This is a genomic window from Enhygromyxa salina, assembly GCF_002994635.1.
GTDB classification, from domain to species: Bacteria; Myxococcota_A; Polyangia; order Nannocystales; family Nannocystaceae; genus Plesiocystis; species Plesiocystis salina_B.
The window spans coordinates 1-21,933 of record NZ_PVNL01000115.1 but is presented as its reverse complement, the minus strand read 5'-3'; the positions used below and the strand labels follow the sequence as shown (position 1 = coordinate 21,933).

Genomic DNA, 21,933 nt, shown 5'->3' with positions numbered 1-21,933 from the left:
CGACGCCTGCACCGCGCTGGCGTCGACGGCCTCGGGCAGCGGGCCGGCGCTGACCTTGGGCGCGACCTCGGGGGTTGGATCGTCAAAGTCGCCCAGTCGCGTGCGCAGGTAGGACTCGACCGCGTCGCGCAAGGTCGCGTGGGCGGGGCTGCGCGCGCCGAGCTCGGCACCCTCGACGACCCACTCGAGCAGCGCGACCTTTAGCTCGGATAGCTCGGAGGTCTCGGCGGCGGCCGGCAAGATCCCCAGCTCGCGGCGCAGCTGCACGCGGTTCTCGGGGCTGGCCAGCGCCTGCTTGAGCCGCTCGACGATCGACGGCGAGATCCCCAGCCACTCCTTGAGCTCGGTCAGCGCGCGCCGGGTCTCGACCAAGGTCCGCAGCTCGGGGACCTGCTGCGCGACCCACTCGGGCCCAAAGTCGGAGTACGACGCGAACCGCAGGTGGACCGCGAGGGTGTCCTCGGGGTCCTGGGTCAGCTTGCTCGGGCAGTTGAAGCGCAGCTGCAGGTTGTGCTCGGCCATGACCGCGCCGAGGCTGCGGTTGTCGACCTTGATCGGCTTGCGCTCGTCGAGCGGGCGATCGTCCTCGTGCCCGCGGTAGTCGCCGAGCACCAAGATCTTGAGAGGCAGCTCGCGCTCCTGCTTGGACTCTTGCTCGCGGTAGACGAGGTTGACGCGGTCGCGCGCTGGCGAGGCTTGCTTGGACATGGTCGCGGGTCTTTCAGCGGTTGGGCGCGATCCCGTCGAGCAAGCCCGCGCCGCTCTGGCCGGGGCGGTCGATCGCGGCGCGCTGGTGCGGCGTCAACAACCTGCCTCCGCGGGCCGCGACCTCTTCGTCGTCGGCGAGCAACGGCCAGATCTGCTCGTCGAAGGTGCCTGGTGTGCCCAACACGCCCAACAGCTTCGCGCCCGGCGTGCCCAGGATCAACAACATCCGGTATTGCCGACGCGACCACATGAAGCTCGGCGGCGAGGGCCAGCGCAAGATCCTGCGGGCGAGCTCGAGCCAGAACAACAGCTCGGCGTCGGAGGTCACGGGGCAGTCCATGGTGATCGCCGGCCCACCTCGAGGTGGGCGGCCACCCGCCCGGTAGCAGCCGTTGAGCAGCATGCCGATGCCGTAGATGTGATCGTCGTTCCAGCGCTCGCCCTCGGGGTTGCCGGTCGGCCGCGAGAACAGGCGATCGAGCAGCTCGTCGGCCGAGACGTTCGAGAGCATCTGCCAGGTGTTCTGCATCGCCAGCCCGATCGCGGCGTCGGAGGGCACGGGCAGCTGCTCGAGCAGGGCCGGCACGTGGGCCATGTCGACGCTGTCGACCTTGTCGAGCAGCTCGGCCGCGGCGGCGATGAAGGGTGAGTAGGCGTAGGGCAGCGCCGGCCAGCTGCGGGCGTGGGCGACCCCGTCGAGGTGATGAAAGATCGCGAGCGGAAACTCGCGACCGACGCCGTCTTGGCTGCCCTTCATCACGCCGATGATGTGGCCGTCGTCGCCGGGCGCCCGGAACATGAAGGGCAGCGGCTCGGGCGGCAGGTGAGCGCGCATCGACGGCAGCGTCATCACGCTCTCGCGCAGGTACTCGTCGAACGCACGCACGACCGGCGCCCCGATGTTGACGCGGACGAAGTCTCGCGCCGACGGGGTCTTGCCGAACAGCCCGACGCTGCTCACTTAGCGCCCTCGCCCTCAGCAGGGCCGGCCGAGCACGAGTAGCCGCTGATGATCGACTTGGGCACGCGCAGCGAGCTGAACAGACCCATGTACTTGCCGGACCCGCGCGAGGGCACGCCAAACAGCGGGGTCTCAGCCCGCTTGGGTCGCAGCCGGATGGTCACGATCCCGACCTGTTGGTCGGACAGATCCCACTTGATGCTGTAGACCTGCTGGCCAGCCGCGCCCGAGACCGTGGCCTCTTCGAGCAGGTGCCAAAAGCCCCAGTCGCCCTTGCGCAGCACGTCGCCGGTCTTGCCCAGGCCCTTGGCCTTGATGCTCGCGCCCGGAGCCCCCTCGGTCCCGGGCCACGTCATGGGCTTCCACGACTGCGGACCGTTGCGATAGGTGACCTTCTGACCGTCGACCTCGAGGGTGATCTCGGAGACGCCGGGGGTGCCGTCGATCTGGATCTCGAACTCGAACTTGGGCGTGGCCGAGCCAGGCGGGAACATCACCGCGCCGATGTCCCCGACCTGCGTCAAGAACGGGGGCACCTGGGTGTTGAACGACGTGGTCATGGCCGCGCCGCCGTCGACCAGGCTGAACGCGTTGCCGCTCTTTTGGATGCGAGACGCCAGCGAGGCGTTGTAGAACTCCCAGATCGGGCCCTGGTCGGGGGCGAACCACTTGCTGAATTCGCCGATCGGCAGATCGTAGCCCTTGGGGTTGAAGGGGTACTTGCCGGCGACCTCGCCGTCGAACGGGATGTAGACGGCCGCGCACCACGAGGCGCCCGTGCCCGCCGCCTGGCCGCCCTCGACGACCCCGCGGACGGCGTCGAAGGGCGGACGCAAGATCCGGTCATAGCGGTTGCGCCATGGCTCTTGCTGCTCGGAGATCTGGCCCTTGACGGCCTGCGTGGTGGTCCGCAGCTTCTTGGCCAGCGCGTCGAGCTCGGCGCGGTCGTCGACGGCGGCTTGCAGGGCGTCGCGGACGGCGGTGAGCTGCTCGGCGTACACGTCGATCTGCAGGGCGCCCGCGACCGCTGGCGGACCGTCGGGGCCCTCGGCCGGAGTGCTGATGTCGACGCCAAACCCGACGAAGGGCGCGAAGTAGTCCTTGACGTCCTTGTTGGCGTAGAACGCCTTGGTGCCCTCGGGCGTGGTCGCCTCGACCTTGGCGCGGACGTCCTTGGGCAGCTGATCGGGGTGGTACCAGGGCACGGTGCCAGCCTCGCGCTCCTCTTCTTTGAGCTCGCTGTGCCACGCGACGTGGTTGAGCAGCACCCGCAGCGGCGTGCCGCCACGCGCGAGGTCCTGGAACATCTTGAGCGAGCCAACCAGATCACTGGACGCGTCGACGTAGATCTTGGCGACGAACTGGTCCCACTCCTTGATGTACTGATCCATGTAGCGCGAGCGCAGCCGCAGGCGGTCGGTCATGCGCCGCTCTTTGGCCTCTTTGTCGGTCAGGCCGAGCACCCACTCGCTGCCGACGAACTCGCCCTGGTCCTTGGCGAGCTCGATCCGGCAGTACTTCTCCCAGCCAAACCGGGTGAACGCGCCGCGGACCTTGACGCCGTCGTTCTTGTAGACGTTGGTGCCGAGCTTGAGCGTGGCGAGGGTGATGTCCTTGACGCCGTCGACGTTGCCGGCCTCGGCGATGAGCTCGGCCAGCCAGGTCTCGGTCCGATCGCTGCGGCGCAGGACCTTGCGAACCGACTCGACCATGGCCTCGTCGATCTCGAGCTCGAGCTCGGTCTCCTCGCGCAGCACCGTGACGTAGGTGCTGGTCACGGTCTCCATCTTGCGGAAGCTCTCGGACTCGGGGTCGACCAGCATGGCCTCGGCCCACCACAGCGCGACCTGGTGGCCGAGCCAGTTGTTCTCGCGGTTGCGCTCGAGCCCGAGCTGCTCGGACAGCAGATCGGGCTTGTACTCGCTGAAGTCGTTGGCGAGCAGCAGGTAGGCCCGCAGCATGTCGTGGGCGTTGCTCGACTCGTCGGCCGGCGGCTCGTCCTCGTCGCCCGGGTAGCGGGCGGCGAAGTTGGTCAGCTCGAGCTGCTTGTCCTTCATCATGGGCACGACCAGCTCTTCGCGGACCGAGCGACCAAACAGCGAGCGGGTGGGCTTTTGCAGCTCGCCGGCCTGGTACATGCCCCAGCGCAGCTTGAACGGCCGCGAGTCGTGCTCATACCCGTAGAGCTCGGTCTGGGCCTCGTAGAGCGGGTACAGGCGATCGACGTTGGGGATCGGCGCGCCGTCGTCGGCCTCCTCGTCGCCGACCGTGTCGACGGCGCCGCTGACGGTCGCGAGCACCTGTTGGTTGGCCTTCATCGAGCGGACCGGGAGCACACACAGCCCGACCGCGGTCGCGAAGATGCTGCTCGCGCCCGCCCACTTGATGATCGACGCCTTGCGGACGTGCTTGGAGCTGCGCCGCGCGAGCTCGCGGTCGGCGAAGATGACCTTGTTGAACAGGTTGCCCAGGAAGTAGCTGCGAGCCTCGACCTGGGGCTGGCCAGCCAGCGCCGACTGCATGCCGAACGCCTGGGCCATCGAGCCCATCAGGCGATCGATCGGCCGGCCCTCCTGGGTGCCGCTGGTGAAGTAGCAGCCGCGCAGCATCGGGGTCTCGGCGTAGACGTTGCCGGTGAACACCAGGCCGATGAAGCTGGCCAGGTTGTCGCGGAGCAGCTCGAAGTGCTGGGGGAACTCGTAGATCTTGCCGCGTGACTCGACCCGACGATCGTCGCCCATCCGCCGCAGGGATCGCTGCTCGGTTCGGTCGGCGAGGCGGTCGAACTGATCGCAGAAGGTCCCGGTTGGATCGACGCCCGCGTAGGCGCCCGTGACCGGCAGCGTGAAGCCCCAGATCGACTTGCGCTCGTTCTTGCCCATCTCCGAGTACATCTCGACGAAGCCGGGCAGCAGGTCACACTTGGTGAACAGCACGTAGACCGGGACCGACATCTCGAGGTGCTTGGTGACCTCGTCGATCCGGGCCCGGATCTTGGTTGCCATGGTGTTGATCTCACCCTCGGCCGCGAGGGCGAGATCGGCGACCGAGACCGCGAGCAGGATCCCGTTGATCGGCCGCTTGGGCCGGGTGTCCTTGAGCAGATCCAAAAACGCGATCCACTCGTCGCGATCGGTGTCCTCGGTGGTGTAGCGGCCCGCGGTGTCGACGATCACCGCCTGATTGGTCATCCACCAGTCGCAGTTGCGGGTGCCGCCGATGCCCTTGACCGCGCCCCCGCCCTTCTCGGACAGGTACGGGAACTGCAGCCCCGAGTTGCGCAGGGCCGTGCTCTTGCCGACGCCGGGCGGGCCAATGATCACGTACCAAGGCAGGGCGTAGAGCGCCTCTTTGCCGAGCTTCGAGCCCTTGAGCGCGCCGACGGCCTTGTTGAACTCGGACGACATCGCGTTGATATCGGCCTGCATGTCCGGGCGCGCGCCCGCGGCCTGGGCGGCGCCCTGACTGGCGAGCGCCTTCTCGATCTTGTTGGCGGCGCGGCGGGCCTTGAGGATGCCCCAGACGACGATCGCGACCAGGACCAGGACGATGATGACAGTGGCGAGGACGGCGACCCAGACCGGCAGCTTGAGGAACCACCACAAGCCCCAGACGACCAGGATCAACAGCGCAGCGAAGATGTACTTCAGCATGGGAGGACTCCGAATGATCCAGTCAGCACGGTCAGCCGTCGGCGGGCTGCATCATGGGTTGGACACGCTCGACCACGTTCTTGGTCTGCTTGTCGAGGCCGATACGCAGGACGATCAACAGCCCGAGTGAGAACAACAAGAAGAACAGGGCGACCCACACGGCCGGGAAGCCGTCGGCCCGGCCCGTGTCCTCTTTGGGGCGCAGCGGCTGGACCGAGAGCGGCTGATCCTTGAGGTCGTTGCGCAGCGCCTCTTTGACCCGGCGAATGATCGTGTCGAGCTCGAGCTCGCCGCCCCGGATCGCGTACTGCCCCTGAAACCCGAGCAGCAGGCACACGTAGTAGACGCGCAGGATCTCGATCCGGCCGGGGTCGCTCATCACGGCGTTGAGCCGGTGAAAGAAGCCCTCGCCGGCCAGGTTCTCGTTGAAGTAGTGCAGCTGCAGCGGCCGCTGCATCCAAAAGTCGCGGATCGCCCCGCCCTTGTGCAGCGCGAGCTCGTCGGCGAGCGCGACCACGGCGTAGGCCATGTCGACGACGTCAAACTCCTCGTACTTGGCCTGGCGGGCGTTGGTCAGCATCTGATCGATGAACCCGCACAGCCGCTGGTACGGCATCTGGGGCGAGACCGCCGAGGCCGCGTCGAGCGAGCGGAACTGGATCAGCGCGTTGAAGCAGTCCTTGGTGACCTCGTTGATTCGTTCCATCTGATCGCTCTCAGCCGTCGGTGCGAGGGATGCCCATCATGGTGATCTTCGCGTGCTTGGGGTCGAAGGGCGGCGGCACGTAGATTGCGATCGTTCGCTCGGCCAGCACGTCGCGCCAGTAGCGGTCGTCCTTCTTGATCATGAAGTAGACCTGGTTGGGCTTGATCGCGATCTCGTTGGGCGGGCGATGGGTCGGCTGCAGCGGCACGCCGGGGGTCGCCGACTTGACGATCGCGCTGATCTGCTTCCACGACGACATCTTGGACAGCTGCGGCAGCTTGTTGGCGACCTGCTGCTCGGGCGAGTCGGACTCGACCGCCAGCACCCAGTCCTTGCAGTCGATCATGCGCTGCTCCGAGAGCCGGCCGATCCACATGCCGTCCTCGCGGGCCTCGAGCGGGATCTTGATGCTCATGTCCTTGACCGCGGCGCCGAGCATCGTCTTGATGTTCTGGAACATCGGCAAGAAGCAGTTGCGCAGATCCAGGTACTGAAACCGCGGGAAGCTCGACGGGTCGAACTCACCGGTGAAGCTGCACAGCCCGCCCGCGTACTGCAGCAACATCAGGTACGCGGCCAACGACGAGGTGTTGGGCTCTTCGCTGGTGTGCTTGAGCATCGGGATGCCCGAGTTGATCGCGTTGAGCAGCAGGTAGCGGGTCACGTCGGCGGCGGCGAACTCGATCGTGGCGGCGTCGCGCTGGCGGCGGGTGGCCGTGAGCGCGCGCTGCTTGACGACCGAGAGGCTCATGATCTCGCGCAGCCCCGACATGATCACCGGCGACGCGCCGATGTGGAGCACGGGCGGGATGTAGCTGTCGGACAGCGTGAACGAGCCGTCCTCGTCGCGGACGATCTCCGCGACCTTGAGCTTGATGTGGTCCTCGTCCTTTTCCTCGCCGAACAGCAGCACCGCCGCCGCCTGACCGACGTCGAGGTTGCGGGTGTTCTTGCTCATCGAGATGTCGCCGACCGAGCGGGTCGTGGCCAGGTAGCGGCCGCGCCACTCGCTGTCGATCTCGTGGAAGTTGGACACGCCCTCGCGCAGGACCGGCAGCCCGAGCGAGACCTCGAGCTGCTTGGCGGTGGTCGGGAAGTGATCGCCGATCGTGCGCGAGGGCACCGACATCTTGCCGCGCAGATCGGTGCCGTCGGGCATCACGCCGTCGAAGCGGGTCAGCTCGAGGCGCCCGCTCTTGAGCGCCCCTGCGTCGAATTCGACGGCCTGCACGCCCCAGCTGAGCGGAGTCGAGGCCGCCAGTCGCTCGTGCAACGTCTGCTCTTCGAACAGTTCCTGCTGCTGGAGGTGCTGCGGGGAGATCAACATCCCCTCGCGCCAGATCACGCGGTCGTAGTGCTTGCGGTTGGTGGTCGACATGGTCGGAATCGGGGACGGAGGGCGGAGGCGGAGGACAGGCCGAGCGAGCGGCGGAGCGACGACTACTTGTCTTTCTTCTTTTTCTTCTTCTTCTTGCCGCCGTCGTCTTCGGCGGCTTTCTTGGGCGAGTAGAGCGGCGTGCACACGCCCTCGAGGTTGGCGTCGTCGAAGCCCGGGGGGACGTTCTTGCCGCCGTCGATCTGGTTGCGCTCGAGGTACAGGTACATGCACGGTTCGCCGAGCGACTCGGGATCTTCGTCGTCGCTCTTCAGCTCGCAGGCTTGCTTGCCGTAGGTGTCGGGGACCTCGTAGACGCGATACCAGGTGTTGCCGACAGGCTGCTGGAACACGCCAAACGCGAGGATGTACTTGACGCCGTTCTCGGGGGTGAGCTTGATGAGCTCGGTCGAGTCCGGGTAGATCTGAAATTCTTTGTCCGAGATGTACTCGTCGCCGAGCGCGGTCTCGTGGTCCTCCCACAGCTCGGTGAAGTCGAGGCTGCGGATCGCCAGGTCACCGTTGAGCTGATACACGCGCACGACGGTGGGCAACGGGTTGCCCTCTTCGTCGAGGTTGAGATCCGCGGCGGCCTGAATGTGCAGGGCGATCTCTTTGAACGCGTACTCGTCGGGCTTGCAGGTCTCTTTGTCGCCCTTGTTCTTGCAGCCGCCGAGCGTGAGCGCGCCGAGGCTCAAGGCGAGACCGAGCGCCCAGCTGGTGGCGCGAGTGGAGTGACGATAGCGAGCGAGGTGAGGCATGACGGACATGAGATCGGGACGAGTGCTAGGGGGAGTCGGAGCTGGCCAGCGGGCGTTCACTGGGGCCGGATGGCAGATGGCAGATGGCAGATGGCAGATGGCAGATGGCAGATGGCGGACAGCAGGTAGAGTTCAGGAGCCTGTGGGGGCGTCCGGCCGGGCCTGGGCGAGCTCGGCCAGCTTGGACGGGTCGAAGGTTACACCGCGCCGCGACAGTTCGGCCATGAACGCGGGGTCGCGGTGATGCTGCCAGTTCGCGTCGGCACCGTCGCGTGACAGGATCGGTATGACCCCGCCCTGCGCGTCGAATTCGGCCAGGATCACCGGTGACTCGGCGCCCCTGGCCGAGCGGCCAATGACCACGACGACGCTGATCGAAGCGGCGACGTGCTGGCGCAGGGCGTCGCGGTCACGACCAAAGCCGCCGAGCACCAGACCCTCGACGCAGCTCGCGAGACCAGCCGCGGGGTCACTGACGCCCAGCCCCAGCACCAGCTGCTCGACCCCACCCGACAGACCCGCCCACGCGCTGGCCAGGCCGGCCCCGCCCGCGCGATGGATCAGCAGGCGGGTCGAGCCGGCCTGGATCGCCAGGTTGATCGGCCCGGCCGTGAGACCCGGCTCGGCGTCGAGCACCAGCGCCCCGCGAGGCGGGACGATGCGGCTGCCAGCGCGGACGATGCCCAGCTCGGCGACGTCGAAGCGCGCGAGCTCGTGGGCGAGCGCCGACAGTAGCTCGGTGCCCTCGCAGCCGTCGCCGATGCAGACCAACACGCTGCCGCCCGCACACAGGACCGCGCGCAGGTAGTCGGCGACGGGGTGCGAGACGGCGCCGACCTGGCTGAGCCCACCCGTGACCGCCCGAGCCGGGCGGCGGATCACGACCACGGGGCCGTCGGGCGCCACGCTGACGTCGGCCCCACGCAGGCGGGTGCCGTCGGGCATCCGGTGGTCGAGCCACGGCGCGGCCGCGTCCCACTGCAGGTGCGCGCCCGCGAACCGGTGCAGCGCCATGGCGATCGCGGCCGAGCACGAGAACCCTCGCGGGAGCCGCTCGCGGCCGTTGCCACGATCGACGTAGACCCGCTGTGGGCTGCGAATGATCACCTCGCGAACTTGCTCGCGGGCGTCTTCATCGTCGAGCACGCCGGTCAGGGGCCCGAGCGCGAACACCTCCGCGAGCAGGTGCTCGGCCTCGACGCTGGGCTCGTCGAGCATCAGATCGGGATCGTTGCGGGCGCTCACCGCCAGGCGCCGCTTGGCGCCCACGCGCGCGGCCTTGCGCTGCTTCTCGCCGTCGTCTGGGGGGTGCTCGGGGGTCACGCCGAGATCCGAGAGCAGCTCGTAGAACACGGCCGCACGCACCGCGTACTCCGGGCGCATGTCGAGCTCTTCCTCGGTCTGGCCCCACGTCGACGACGTCGATGCCGCAGCAGGGTGAGCCTGCGAGCGCGGCACCGCGGCCGCCGAGGAGCGCTCGGGTGCCTCGACTACCGTCGCGGAGGAGTACTCATCGGGCTCGGGACCGAGGCTCGGCGGGCCAGCTGGGGGCCCCGACAAGCTGGGCGGCGCGTCGACGCCTGTGGGCGCCGACAGGCTGGGCGGACCACCCAACGCTGGCGGGCCGCTGTCCAATCCGGGTGGGCCGGCGCCCAGCCCAGGCGGGCCGCTGTCCAATCCGGGCGGGCCGCTGACCAATCCAGGCGGACCGCTGTCCAATCCGGGTGGGCCGCTGCCCAATCCAGGCGGGCCGCTGTCCAACCCGGGCGGGCCGCTGCCCAATCCAGGCGGGCCGCTGCCCAACCCGGGCGGGCCGCTAGAGTCCAAGCCAGGCGGACCGGCGTCCAGGCTCAACGCGGGCGGACCCCCGCCGAGGCTGGGTGGGCCGCCGAGATCTGCAGGACCCGCACCGCCCAGGTCACCCAGGCTCGGCGGTCCCCCGTCGAGGCTCGGCGGTCCTGCGTCGAAGCTCGGTGGGCCGGCATCGAAGCTCGGTGGGCCGGCATCGAAGCTCGGCGGTTCCGAGTCGAAGCTCGGCGGGCCCGCGTCGAAGCTGTGTGGTCCCGCGTCGAAGCTCGGTGGTCCCGCGTCGTCCAGATCAGCCATGGCTGGTGGTCCTGCGTCCGCACGGGGTCCCGCGGGGGCGGCCAGCTCGTCGCCGCCGCGACCGCGCCCGCGGCGGGATGGCGTCACCGGCTCCGGTCCGGCCGTGGGACGCGGCGGTCCACCGCGAGATCGCTCGACGACACGCGGCTCCGGCTCCGGCTCCGGCTCCGGCTCCGAGTCGTACACAGACTCCGACTCATACACGGGCTCGGCATCGAACTCTTCGACCTCCTGGATCTCCTCGACCTCCTCGAGCTCTTCGACCTCCTCGAACTCCTCGACCTCCTCGACTGACTCGGGCGCCGCGTAGCCCTGTTGCTGCTGGTTCCAGTGGCCTTGTTGGTCGTGGCTCTGCTGGTCGTGGCTGTGCTGGTCGTAGCCCTGCTGGTCGTAGCCTTGCTGGTTGTAGCCCTGCTGGTCGTAGCCTTGCTGGTTGTAGCCCTGCTGGTCGTAGCCTTGCTGGTTGTAGCCCTGCTGGTCGTAGCCTTGCTGGTTGTAGCCCTGCTGGTCGTAGCCTTGCTGGTCGTAGCCTTGCTGGTCCCACTGCCCTTGCTGAGCTTGGCCTTGCTGAGCTTGGCCTTGCTGAGCTTGGCCCTGCTGAGCTTGGTCCCACTGGCCTTGCTGATCGTGGCCCTGCTGAGCCTGATCCCACTGCCCTTGCTGATTCCACTGCCCAGCGTTGCCGCCTTGCTGGCTCTGCTGTCCCCACTGACCCTGGTCGTTGCCGACCTGAGCTTGGTTCCACTGGCCGCCACCATGTTGGGGCTGTTGAGCCTGCTGAGCCTGCTGAGCCTGGTTCCACTGGCCCTGGTCCTGCTGGCCGTAGCCGCCGCCGCCGTGATTCCACTGGCCCTGATCGTAGCCGCCATCGCCCCCGCCGATCTCGCCCGACAGCGAGCCGCTCTTTCGCCCGACACGCAGGGCCTCGGCCTGCTCGGGGGTGGCCATCTGCGTGGACCCAGTCTGGACGGGAGCCTGCTCGGGCTCGGGCGGAAACTGCTGGTTGTCAGCCGCGACCTCGATCTTGATGTGGCAGACGTAGACCTCGTCCTGCAGGGTGATCTGCCGGGTCCCCTGGATGCGCTGGCCGTTGACGAAGGTGCCGTTGGTGGAGCCTAGATCCTCGATGTAGAGCTGGTGGTTGTGATCGATGTGGAGCCGTGCGTGGTTGCTCGAGATACCGCGCTCTGCGAGCACGAGATCATTCGCGGCCACTCGACCGACCTTGACCTCCGTCTTGTGCTCGAAGCTCTCGATCCGCGACGGCTCGCCCTGATTCGAGATCCTGATTCGCATGCCGATCCTGCGGGCCCCGAGCATGACCCGAGCGCGGCCTAGCTCCAACCGGTTTCTGGTCTCGACATCACCAAACTCGCGCACGGTGGGTCACCCCGGACACCCCCGCAGATCCACACCGGCCACGCGCCCCATCCCGCCTGGTGGCCTCGCGCCCACGCGCGCGAGCGAGAGCGCCCCCGTGAGCCAGCGATCTCACCCCATACCGGCCTCAACCCACGCCTGCGCGACCGATCTTCGGATCGCCCATGAACTGTACGAACGTCTCGAGGGGACCCAGCGACCAGACCGTCAACGAGGCCGCGTGGCTTCGCGATCGGATCACGTTGACTTCAGTACAGCGCTGCTGTACGCCTGAACACCGAAAATGCGCGCGCCGGGTGATTACCGTCAGCGAGTCTTGAAGGCGCTGAGCGTCTTTGCTCTGTCCGTCGGGCTGCTCACGAGTTCGAGCTGCGCGAGGCGCCTCGTGCTCTCGCCAGCAGAGTTCGAGCGGATCGACAAGCGCGAGCAGGCCGTCGAGGCCCTCCGCGTCTACGTCAACAAGCGACTGATCGTCGTCTACGAGGCGGACAATCGGAACGCGACCTACGAGGTCGACCGCACGATCAACACCTCGCAGGACCGCCAGCTGCTGCGGGTGATCATCAGCCGCTCGACCATGGGCCAGATCATCGACAGCCAAGACAGCAACGGCGCGCCCAAGCTGTGGGTCACCTACAGCTCGCGCTGCAAGGACAAGGACTGCGCCTACGGGTTCGTGCAGACCGAGGACGGCGTGTTCCGGCTCAACACCGTGCCCAAGCGCGAGGGCTACCTCGACCCCAAGGCCTACTTCCGGCGTGAGACCAAGCAGATGACGCAGGGCAAGCTCGCGTCGCTGGCCGAGAAGAACAACGTCTACCTGTTCAAGAAGAAGAACGGGAAGATCCGCACCATCGACCTGATCGTCAAGAAGCGCACCGACAACAAGCGCCAAGTCGACACGATCCGCGACGGCGGTGTGCGCTGATGTTGCGGGCTCCACGAGCGGGCTTCAGGTCCGCGCTCACTGGCCTCGCCGCGGTCACGGCGATCGCCGCGGTCACCCTGCTGCCGGGCTGCCGCAACAAGGGTCCGTCCGGCCCCACGCCGATCTGCATGGCCGAGGTCGCGGGCGGCACCGCGGTCGAGTCCGAGGCCCAGGAGCTCCCGGCCGACATCTGGTTCTCGATCATGCTCGAGGGCTTCGATCGTGAGCGCCGGCTCCCGGGTGACGATCCCAAGGACTGCACCGGTCGCTCGACGATCGCCCCCACCCCGCCGCCGCTGGCCGAGGGTGAGGAGCCGCGCGAGGACGACAAGCCCGACATCGTCGCCGGCTGCAGCATCGCGGGTGACCCCGACGCCAGCCGTCTGCCCACCCGCCCGCTCACCGACGAGGACCTGATCATCAACAAGGGCCCCGACGGCATGAGCCTGGTGTGGGTCCAGGCCACCCACTACGACAACGGCGAGGCCAGCGGCCCCGTCGCCATGGTCGAGTGGACCAAGGCCGGCGTGGCGATCCGCGCGCTCGGCAGCCTGCGCGCGCAGACCAACAAGGCCCGCATGCGGATCGAGATGGCGGGCGAGCAGCAGATCCTGGTCGTCGAGGGTGACCAGTGCAACCCCGAGGTCAGCAAGCTCTGCAAGCGGATCATGAAGCTGCTGCCCAACCTCAACGGCCGCTTCGCGACGGTCCCGCTCAAGCTCGAAAAAGACGAGGTCGTCGGCGACATCGACCCCTGCCTGGGCGACGCCGCGTTCGCGCTGTTCGAGCAGTACACCTCCAACCTGCCCGACGGCTGGATCCGAAAATTCGAGATCTCGCGCAGCGTCACCTTCGACAAGGGCGCCCCCCTGGTCGCCGAGCAGGTCACGATCAAAGATCAAGATCCGAACCAGCCGGAGGCACCCCCGGCGGAGTTCCGCGAGGCCTCGACGGACCGGACCTTGGTCTACCAGCCGGAAGATCGCTCGTTCGCGACCCGCGGCTCGCTGTGGGAGCAGATGATCGACAACTACGGCTCGGTCGCCCACGACGCCAAGGCGTCCGACGACGACGAGTAATCGCCGCCCAGAAGTCCGACCGGCCCGCCCTACCCGTTCCCGACTTCCGAGTAAGCCCGAGCAAACTCCGGCCCAAACACGAGCGCCGCGATCCCCCGGTCTTCCACCACTTCCACGTAGCGCTCGGAGTACTTCTTCCATGCGCCCGCAGCCTTGCTCAGCCCGCCGACGCCACGCTCGACCTCGGACGGCCGGAACTGATCCATGAGCGCCTGCACGCCCTCGACCACGCCGTTGATCAGGGCGACCTGGTGCAGCATGAAGTCGCTGTACACCGCGGACAGCTGAGCGTTGCGCTCGGGGCCGCCGCGGCGCCAGTCGAGTAGGTAGTCGAGGACCCCGCGAGCGTCGGCGGCGGCGTGCAGCGGGGTGAACTCGCGGATCGTGCGAACGCCCATTTCTTCGCCGAATCGGGCCTGGACGTTGCGGATCTCGACGAAGGCCTGGGCGGTGGTCTGCAGGATGTCGCTGATCCGCGCGAGGAAGGCCGACTGCTCGTCGGCGTCACCTGGTGGGGACACCGTGCCGAGCACGTGGGCGGCGAAGTTGGTCACGGTGCTCGAGGCTTCGGGCACGCCGCCGGCCGAGGCAGCGGGCGCGGCGAACGGGGTCGCGCCGGGCATCTCGGGGAACTCGCGGCGCAGGAACGCCATGGCGGTGTCGCGGGTGTTCGCGGGGATCTTGGCCATCGCGGCCTCGACCGCTTGATCGAACTGGGCGCGCGCGGCTTCGTATTGTTCATACGCGGGACGCAGCTGGCGAATCGCCCGGTGGACGCCACCAAGATCGACGAAGCCCGTCGCCTCGGCGCCCGAGCGACGCGGGGGCGGCGAGGTGTCGTCGACGGCCGAGCTGGGGCTCGGCAAGGACGGCGGCGGCTGGGCTCCGCCGAGCGGGGGGGGTCCGCCCATCATGGATGGTGGACCACCCATCATCGGCGGGCCGGCTGACGGGGAGCTGTCGAACGCTGGGGGTCCGTCGAGCGACGGTGGGCCACCTTGCCCGAACGAAGGGCCACCCAGCGCGGGTGGGCCATCCAGCGAGGGTGGCCCCGAGATGCTCGGCGGCCCGTTCAAGCTCGGCGGCCCGCTGAGCCCGGGTGGCCCCCCCATGCCAGACAGGCTCGGCGGCCCGTCCAGCGAGGGTGGTCCGCCCATGCCGGACATGCCTGGGAGCTTCGGCGGCCCCGACAGGCCTGGCGGGCCCGGCGGCCCAGACAGGCTCGGCGGCCCAGACAGGCTCGGCGGGCCGCCGTATGGGCCGCCCTGTGGGCCCCCGTGTTGGCCCCCGAGTTGGGCGCCGCTGGCCGCGTGCTGGACCGTCGCGGGTGCGTGCGGATCTCGGGGAAGATCATCGAGCGACTGGACCGCCTGGATCGGCATGGTCGGCAGCCGCGGCGAGCGAGTCGGCACGCCCGCGTTGGGATCACGCTCGTAGCGGCCGCTGTGCTCGGCCTCGGACTCCTCCCACACGAAGCGCATCTCGAGCTTGCCAACCGTGACGCTCAGCCCATCGCCGAGCTGGATGCTGTGGTTGGCCTCGATCCTGCGCCCGTCGATCGCCGAGCCGTTGGTCGAGCCGAGATCCGTGAACGCGCCGCCGCTGTCGTTGAAGTCGACCTTGGCGTGCCAGCCCGACACGAAGCCGAAGCTCAGACACAGGTCGTTGCGGGGGTTACGACCGATCCGGACCGGTGAGCGCGAGTACCTCTCTTCGCGCGTCCGTCCGGTCTCCGAGTCATAGACGTGGACCTTGAGCGACCGCACCGCTCACCGTCCTCCTCGTGCGTCTTCTTCTTCGAGCAGCTTCTTGGCCTCTTCGAGAGAGACGATCACCCGGGTCTCCTCGCGTTGCAACTCCACATCGTCACCCTTCGCCAGCCACGCGTCGTCGCCGATCCGGCTCTTTCCAAGGATCGCGCCGACCTGCGACTCACGGCCCAAGATCAGCTCGAGCTCGAATTCGATGAGCTCGTAGCTGAGCAGATCGAGCAGCTCGCGCACCGCGAAGAACGCGTCACCGCCGGCCATGAACCGGCGCAGCCCCTCTTGATCCAAAGGCCCAACGACGACCTGGGCCTTTCCGGCGCGGTGCAGGCACAGATCTCCGATCACCGCGCTGACCCCGAGCCGCGAGTTCTCGATCGCCAGGCGGATCTTGTGGGCGGGATCGATGTCGGCGTACGAGCCCTGGAACTGCTTGACCTTGACGTCGGCGCCCTCGAGCTGGTGATCGAGGATCTCCATGACCGCGAGCTCGACGGTGCGGGCGGTCCGGGCCGGGCTCGCCAGCAGCGGGGCGATGCGCAGCAGATCGAGGGGCTTGATGTACTCGAGCTGGCGGCGGTCGTAGTCGTCGATGCCGAGCATCGCCAGCAGCCGCAGGCTCCACACGTCGCGGCCGTTCTTGGCGTACTCGCGCGGCCAGTCGTACTTGCGGACGCCGCGGTACAGCAGGCTGTGCAGGCGGTGGTGAAACAGATCGAAGAAGTCGGCCTTGATCCGGCCTTCTTCGTCCTGACTGGCGGCCTCGCTGGCCAGGTAGGTTGGCAACGGGCTGCTGGTGCCCATCAGGCCGACGATGTTGAGGGTCATCTCGACCAGGTCCGCGCGCCCACCTTGGGAGCTGCGCCCGTCTTCGCGGACCTCGACCCCCTCGACGTCGCCGGGCTTGAACGCCAGCGAGCGAGCGTGGCGAAACCGCACGGCCTCTTCGTCGTAGGGGCCGTCGCCGCCGATCCGCTTGGCGTCGCGCGTGATCTCTTCGAGCAGGCCGATGGCGACGAAGGGATCGATCGCCCCGGGCTGATCGAGCAGGCGCTGGAACCACGCCGGCGGGTCGCTCAGAGAATCCTGTGGTGGCCGTTCCTGGGGTCCCATCGGAACTCGATCTTCGACGGGTGCAGGCGCACCCGCAGCTCGTGAAAAGAGTTGATGCTGCAGTAGGTCGAGAGCAGCTCGTCGAGCACGATCCCGAACAGGTGGGCGTCGCCGATGCTGGCGAAGCGGGTCTCGTCGAGCTCGACGGTGGTCTCGGCTCCGCGCACGGGCGCGCCGTCGAGCATGCGAGTGACCGCGCGAAACTCCGTGCCGCGGATCGCTTCGACCTTGAGCTCGTTCGCGCGGCCGGCTGGTGAGCCCGAGCCGGCGAGGAAGTTGTAGAGCGACAGCAACAGCTTGAGGGTCTCGGGCTCGGTGACCCGGCGCCGGTTGAGCGCGAGGTGGCCGAGCAGCCGCCACTGCAATTCGCTCGCGAGCGGGGCCCGGACCGCGGGGCTGACCGCCGTGATATTGGCGAAGTCCGGCACCGAGCTGCCGCGCACTGGCTTGCAGATGTCGCCGATCTGCAGCTCGAGCGGCAGCGTGCGGTTGGTGCACAGCAGCTCGATCGACAGGGTCTCGTCCTCGTCGCTGGCGTCGCTGTCGCGTGGACGCGCGACCTGGACGTAGGTGTCGGTGCCCTCGTCGAGCGGTGAGCGAGTCCGCCGCAGCACGTAGTAGCCGTCGGCGTCGGCCCCGATCTTGGTGTGCTTGAAGGTGTAGAAGTTGCTGTAGTTGCGCCGGTTGCCCCGACCCGGCCGCACGCCGACGACGCTCTCGACGTCGTAGACCTCCATGTGGGCCGGCTTGGCTCCGGCCGCGCGCAGCAGGTGGTCGGGCATCAGCGGATCGAGCTTGACCGGCTCGGCGGTGGCCGAGAACAAGTTGACGACCGGCGTGCAGTGGAGCCGGAAGCTCTCGCCGCCGATCGGCGACGACAGATCCGGCGGCCGCTCGAACACCATGGCCAGCTCGATGTAGTCGCCGGTGAACTCGAGCCCGTCGAGCCCGCGGATGTCGAAGAACAGGTACTTGGACGGGAGCGCGAAGTACTCCTGGACGAAGCGCGAGCCCTCGGGCGCGAACTTTGGCCACGGCAGCACGGCCTCGTCTTCGCGCAGCCCAACCGGCTTGATCTTGTCGCGGTCGAGCACCCGCAGCGGCTCCCCGCGCGGGGTGTTGCGCTCTTCGGAGCAGCGGATCTCGACGTGCTTGCAGTGGCGAAGCACCCACAGGTGCAGCGTGGCCGCCAGCGAGATGTCGCCGGACAGGAACAGCCGGATGCCTTCTTCGCGGGCGATGATCGGCCGACCGGCCTCGGTGGTCTTGAGCTTGATCCGGATGATCGGCCGCGCCGCGACCGACTCGTCGTGGTCGATGTCGACGATCTCGATCGGCAGCAGGTCCGTGTCGAAGCAGGTCTGGAACGTGCACGCCGTCCCCTCGACCGGGACGCTGCCGACCGCTCGCCCGCGCGGCACCGTTCGGGCCCCCCGCAGCGCGCGGATCTGCGGCTTGAACTCGATCACCGACATCGCTGGCAGCGGTCGCAGGTACTGCGGGAGCAGCATCTCGGCGAGGCCGTGGACGACCTCGGGGACCGCGTCGTCGACCCGTTCGCGAATGCGCGCGCTGAGGAACGCGAAGCCCTCGAGCAGTCGCTCGACGTCGGGGTCGTCGCTGCGCTCGGACAGCAACCCGGCGCTGGTCGGATGGGTGGCCGCGAACTCGCGCCCCATCTCGCGCAGGTAGGTGAGCTCGCTTTGGTAGAACTTGGCGAACATGATCAGGACTCTGCGTGGCCGCTGGAGGCTGCGGGAATCATATCCTTTTTTGGTCTCCCACGGGCGTCGACTCACTTTGGGGCTGGTCGCTGGGCGGGGTCCCGCGGGCTCGCTGCGCCGATGTGGCTACGCTACCGTGACTCGGCCGCCGTGGGTCATCTCGCTGCGCAGGCGGACGACGCCGCGGCGGCGGTCGCCGATCAGGCGGCCGGAGATCTCGAAGGTGAGCATCAGGGGGTCGTCGCTGGGGACCGTGCGGACGCTGACGTTACGCAGGCGTGGCTCGTACTTGGCGATCGTGGCCCGGATGCTGCGCTGCATGATCTGCGCAGCAGCTGGGAAGTCGTGGATGATGTCGACGAGATCGACGACCCCGAAGCCCTCGGCCGAGACCGCGTCGCCCAGGCGCGTGTTGAGCAGCGCCTGCAGGTTGCCGACGATCAACTCGATGTCGTCGACGCCCCGCGTCGACTCACCTGTGATCCGAGAGAGGATGCCCCGAGCAGCCATGGTCAGCCTGCAAATGATGGCCTAGTGGCCGGTTCCAGACAAGCCGCGCGGACGCCCTCCCCTTCACTCCCCACTCGCTAGTTCAGCTTCACCAGTGATCCGGAGATCGTTGCCACGCCCGTCGCGGTCACGTCGACCTTGGGGCCGGCCACGGTGACGCCCCCGGCGTCGATCTTCACGGAGCTGCCCCCGACGCTGATCGTGACCTCGCTCGGCGAGCTGATCGTGATCGCGCCACCTTCGATCACGAGCGCGCCCCCGCTGTTGCTGAACTCCACCTTGGACGAGCCCTTGCCCGTCAGCGCGCCGCCCGTGGAGTCGAGCAGCAGATCACCGTCGGCGACCACGCTGAACACGGCGCTGGTGTAGTGGTCGGCGTTGCCCCCCTCGAGCTTGACCGTCGCGGACCCGGCCTGGCTCAGGAACACCTTGGTCGCCGCGGTCACGACGAAGTCATTGCCGCAGTCGATGCTGCTGTCGCCCGGCCCGGCCTCGCCCGGGTTGACGCTGATCTTGCTCGAGCCGCCGACGACCTGCACGTAGTCCTTCTTGGCCTCGAAGTGGACCGTGTCGCCCGAGATGATCGTGGTCTTGCCCAGGACCTCGAGCAGCTCGTCGACCTCGACGGTGGTGCTGCGGCTGGCGTGGTAGGTGTTGGTCTCGTCCTTGGTGATCTCGGTCGTGCGGGTCTCGAGCACCGTCATCGTCTGATGACCCTCGATCGTCTCGGTCTGATCCTTCTTGACGGTCTGGGTCTGGTTGCCGCTGACCGTGTTGCTCTGGTCGGCGCCGACCGAGGTCGAGTGGCAGTTCTCGACGACCTCGTTGTAGTCCTTCTGCGCGTGCACGAAGATCTCTTCGCTGCCCGCGGCGTCCTCGAAGCGCATCTCGTTGTAGCCGTCGCTGGCCGGCGAGCTCTTGGTCCGGATCGTGCTCTGGGTCTTGTTGTCGGGCACGCCGACGCTGATCGCGTTGTCGCCGTTGTAGACGCAGCCGGTCACCAGCGGACGATCGGGGTTGCCCTCGAGGAACTCGACGACGACCTCCATGCCGACCCGCGGCACAAAGAAGGTGCCGAACCCGGGCCCGGCCCAGTGGTGGGCTGGGCGGATCCACATCGAGGTGTCGTCGGTCAGGCTGTGGACGCGATCCCAGTCGAACCTGACCTTCACGCGGCCGTGCTCGTCGGTGTGGATCTCTTCGCCGTCGGGCCCGGTGACGATCGCTGTCTGCGGCCCATAGATGCGTGGGCGCGGGGTCACGAGCGGCGGTCGAAACGGCTTGTCGGGCTCGAGCACCAGGCACTCGAACCGGTTTTGGTAGCGCGGCGCCGCCGTGGTGTCGCCCATGACCACGTCGGGGCAGTCACCGGTGTGGATGACTCGCCGGACCACGTACTCGCGATCGAGGTCGCTGCGCTGGTGCTCGACGACGGCGAACTTGCGGCCGGGGAACATGCCGGTGACGTTGCCGAACCCGCGCGCGACCTTGTCGCGCGCGGTCCGATGCACGAGCTTGCGGATCGTGCGGGGATCGGGGTCGGCCTCGACGAAGCGGCCGTGGTGGTAGACCTCGCGGCGGATCCCGCGGTCGTCGGTGTTGGGGTCGCCCTCGGGCGGCGCGCCAGCCTCGATCGGCTCGATCGGCGCGAGCCAGTCGAAGACCCGCTGGTAGACCCCCGTAGAGGTCAGCTCACGGGTCCAGTCAAAGAACTGCAGGCTCTCGATCTCGATCCGATCTGGCCGGTCCACGACGATGTGCAGGTCGGGCTGATCGTCGATCGTGGTGAGATCTACGAGGTTGTCGTTGCTGTCCTCGAGGACCATGACCTCTTTACCGGTCCCGCGCTCGCAGTCGAACCAGTAGGTGATGCCCTCGGCCTCGAGCAGCCGGCTGACGAAGTCGAAGTCGCTCTCGTGGTACTGAACAATGTACTCGCGGCTGGCGTAGGTGCCGGCCAGGCCGGTGTCGTCGAACTCGCGCTCGTAGTCGGCGAACCCCAGCTCGAGCACCTCCTTGACGACGTCGAGCACGCTGGCGTCCTGCCACAGGCGGGTGTCGACCCGCTGCGTCAGCAGGTACCAGGCCGGGACGATCTCCACCCGGACCTGCAGCCGATCATCGGCGACGCCGATGTACTCGACGACGTGAATGATGCCGTGGACCGTGCGTACGATGCTCTCGCGGTCGATCGTCAGCTCGACGTTGGCGCCGAGCAGCAGCTCGGTGTCGGCCGCAAGTTCTTCGCTGACCAGGTCCAGGGTCAGGATGTAAGGCTCGGACAGCGCCTCGACCAGCTGGATGCTGCGCACGGCCCAGCTGGCTTCAGGGCCGTCTTGGACGGTGAGGGTGTAGTTGACCTTGGGCAGCGGGTCATCGCTGCCGATCAGATCCGAGATCGCGTCGACGACACGCTCGAGCCCCTCCTCGACCACGCCGCCGACCGCGTCCGCGCCCGCGCTGGCGATCTCCGGGGGCAGACCCAGCGCGCCGAGGCCGTGCTCGACCTGATCTTCGATCGCGTCGGCCGCCTTCGGCACCCCGGCCTGCATCGCATCGCCAACGAGATCACCGAGCGTGTCACCGTGAACCTCGGGCGCGCCCGATCGACTCGGCGCGTTGGGGACCGTGCTGCTCGCCGCGGCCGTGGCCGCATCCGTCGCCTGCTGTTCCAACTCATGGGGCGCGTTGTCGTCGCTCATGCTCGGCCTCGCGTGACGGCGCGACAGCTTCACCGCCGACGGCCAACGACGGCGACGCTACCACGTAGTTTTCGCGACGCGGTCCACGTTCGTGGCCGGGTCAGCGTGCGCGTGCGGGTCTCACCCGGCCGCGCGGTTGGGCCGAATCCAGTGCTCTGGCCGGTCCTCTTCTCGCGCGCGAGACTCTGCGCAAACGCGAGCCCCCGACCTTGCGAACAGGCCGTTTTAACCGCGAGATCGCGGTCTCGTGGCCATGTATGCAATCGGCACCGGCGCGGGCGCGCCCCCCTCCTCCGTGGGCGCGCCCGCATCGGCACCAGCCATCACGTCCGATGATCGCGATGCCCATGCCGCGAGCTGCGAGAGCCCAACATGGACGTCATGAACAACAATGAGTTCTCTGATCCGAGACCCGAGCCGTCGCGCGAGTTCCAACCCGACCCCAAACCCGACCCCAAACC

General features: G+C 68.1%; 13 protein-coding genes and 1 pseudogene. 2 read left to right on the top strand and 12 right to left on the bottom strand.

Features of this window, described 5'->3' with window-relative positions; genetic code table 11:
- Nucleotides 1–258: 258 nt before the first annotated feature.
- From tssB to ENSA7_RS28465, 7 genes and pseudogenes are all read right to left on the bottom strand, one after another.
- Nucleotides 259–708 (bottom strand): annotated as a pseudogene (tssB, locus tag ENSA7_RS46360) (type VI secretion system contractile sheath small subunit); the annotation flags it as partial.
- A 13-nt stretch (nt 709–721) separates the two neighbouring features.
- Nucleotides 722–1,669 (bottom strand): type VI secretion system-associated protein TagF, encoded by a 948-nt coding sequence (gene tagF / locus ENSA7_RS28490; RefSeq protein ID WP_106092528.1) that lies wholly within the window; start codon nt 1,667–1,669, stop codon nt 722–724.
- Entirely contained in the window at nt 1,666–5,322 is a 3,657-nt protein-coding gene (tssM, locus tag ENSA7_RS28485) for a type VI secretion system membrane subunit TssM (RefSeq protein ID WP_106092527.1), read from the bottom strand. The genes tagF and tssM overlap by 4 nt, the downstream gene beginning before the upstream one ends.
- A gap of 31 nt (nt 5,323–5,353) precedes the next feature.
- Entirely contained in the window at nt 5,354–6,028 is a 675-nt protein-coding gene (locus tag ENSA7_RS28480; RefSeq protein WP_106092526.1) for a DotU family type IV/VI secretion system protein, read from the bottom strand.
- Between the two features lie 10 nt (nt 6,029–6,038).
- On the bottom strand, nt 6,039–7,406 hold the full coding sequence (tssK, locus tag ENSA7_RS28475) for a type VI secretion system baseplate subunit TssK (RefSeq protein ID WP_106092525.1): 1,368 nt from the start codon (nt 7,404–7,406) through the stop codon (nt 6,039–6,041).
- 62 nt (nt 7,407–7,468) lie between these two features.
- Nucleotides 7,469–8,173 (bottom strand): type VI secretion system lipoprotein TssJ, encoded by a 705-nt coding sequence (gene tssJ / locus ENSA7_RS28470; protein WP_106092524.1) that lies wholly within the window; start codon nt 8,171–8,173, stop codon nt 7,469–7,471.
- 123 nt (nt 8,174–8,296) lie between these two features.
- Complete coding sequence (locus tag ENSA7_RS28465; protein WP_181234206.1) at nt 8,297–11,566, bottom strand: FHA domain-containing protein; 3,270 nt, start codon at nt 11,564–11,566, stop codon at nt 8,297–8,299.
- A gap of 469 nt (nt 11,567–12,035) precedes the next feature.
- Between ENSA7_RS28465 and ENSA7_RS28460 the strand changes: the two genes are divergently transcribed.
- Both ENSA7_RS28460 and ENSA7_RS28455 read left to right on the top strand, forming a co-directional pair.
- A complete protein-coding gene (locus ENSA7_RS28460; protein WP_146158234.1) occupies nt 12,036–12,578 on the top strand; it encodes a hypothetical protein in 543 nt (180 codons plus the stop codon).
- Complete coding sequence (locus ENSA7_RS28455) at nt 12,578–13,657, top strand: hypothetical protein (RefSeq protein WP_106092521.1); 1,080 nt, start codon at nt 12,578–12,580, stop codon at nt 13,655–13,657. Before ENSA7_RS28460 ends, ENSA7_RS28455 begins: the two co-directional genes overlap by 1 nt.
- 29 nt (nt 13,658–13,686) lie before the next feature.
- Here the strand turns inward: ENSA7_RS28455 and ENSA7_RS28450 are convergent, their stop codons facing one another.
- The 5 genes from ENSA7_RS28450 to ENSA7_RS28430 form a co-directional block, all read right to left on the bottom strand.
- Nucleotides 13,687–15,423: an FHA domain-containing protein gene (locus ENSA7_RS28450; RefSeq protein ID WP_106092520.1), complete on the bottom strand. Its 1,737-nt coding sequence runs from the start codon at nt 15,421–15,423 to the stop codon at nt 13,687–13,689.
- A gap of 3 nt (nt 15,424–15,426) precedes the next feature.
- Nucleotides 15,427–16,536 carry a type VI secretion system baseplate subunit TssG gene (tssG, locus tag ENSA7_RS28445; protein ID WP_106092519.1) on the bottom strand — a complete coding sequence of 370 codons (1,110 nt, stop codon included), beginning with the start codon at nt 16,534–16,536 and terminating at the stop codon, nt 15,427–15,429.
- Nucleotides 16,500–18,260 carry a type VI secretion system baseplate subunit TssF gene (gene tssF, locus ENSA7_RS28440; RefSeq protein ID WP_106092518.1) on the bottom strand — a complete coding sequence of 587 codons (1,761 nt, stop codon included), beginning with the start codon at nt 18,258–18,260 and terminating at the stop codon, nt 16,500–16,502. Before tssF ends, tssG begins: the two co-directional genes overlap by 37 nt.
- A 126-nt stretch (nt 18,261–18,386) precedes the next feature.
- Entirely contained in the window at nt 18,387–18,770 is a 384-nt protein-coding gene (gene tssE, locus ENSA7_RS28435) for a type VI secretion system baseplate subunit TssE (RefSeq protein WP_106092517.1), read from the bottom strand.
- A gap of 77 nt (nt 18,771–18,847) precedes the next feature.
- On the bottom strand, nt 18,848–21,472 hold the full coding sequence (locus ENSA7_RS28430) for a type VI secretion system Vgr family protein (RefSeq protein ID WP_106092516.1): 2,625 nt from the start codon (nt 21,470–21,472) through the stop codon (nt 18,848–18,850).
- Nucleotides 21,473–21,933 lie beyond the last annotated feature (461 nt).

Bases quoted from the DNA above. Each gene is read 5' to 3' on its own strand.
- tssM (WP_106092527.1), bottom strand. From the start codon at position 5,322: ATGCTGAAGTACATCTTCGCTGCGCTGTTGATCCTGGTCGTCTGGGGC.
- ENSA7_RS28480 (WP_106092526.1), bottom strand. From the start codon at position 6,028: ATGGAACGAATCAACGAGGTCACCAAGGACTGCTTCAACGCGCTGATC.
- tssK (WP_106092525.1), bottom strand. From the start codon at position 7,406: ATGTCGACCACCAACCGCAAGCACTACGACCGCGTGATCTGGCGCGAG.
- tssJ (WP_106092524.1), bottom strand. From the start codon at position 8,173: ATGTCCGTCATGCCTCACCTCGCTCGCTATCGTCACTCCACTCGCGCC.
- ENSA7_RS28465 (WP_181234206.1), bottom strand. From the start codon at position 11,566: ATGCGAATCAGGATCTCGAATCAGGGCGAGCCGTCGCGGATCGAGAGC.
- ENSA7_RS28455 (WP_106092521.1), top strand. From the start codon at position 12,578: ATGTTGCGGGCTCCACGAGCGGGCTTCAGGTCCGCGCTCACTGGCCTC.
- tssG (WP_106092519.1), bottom strand. From the start codon at position 16,536: ATGGGACCCCAGGAACGGCCACCACAGGATTCTCTGAGCGACCCGCCG.
- tssF (WP_106092518.1), bottom strand. From the start codon at position 18,260: ATGTTCGCCAAGTTCTACCAAAGCGAGCTCACCTACCTGCGCGAGATG.
- tssE (WP_106092517.1), bottom strand. From the start codon at position 18,770: ATGGCTGCTCGGGGCATCCTCTCTCGGATCACAGGTGAGTCGACGCGG.
- ENSA7_RS28430 (WP_106092516.1), bottom strand. From the start codon at position 21,472: ATGAGCGACGACAACGCGCCCCATGAGTTGGAACAGCAGGCGACGGAT.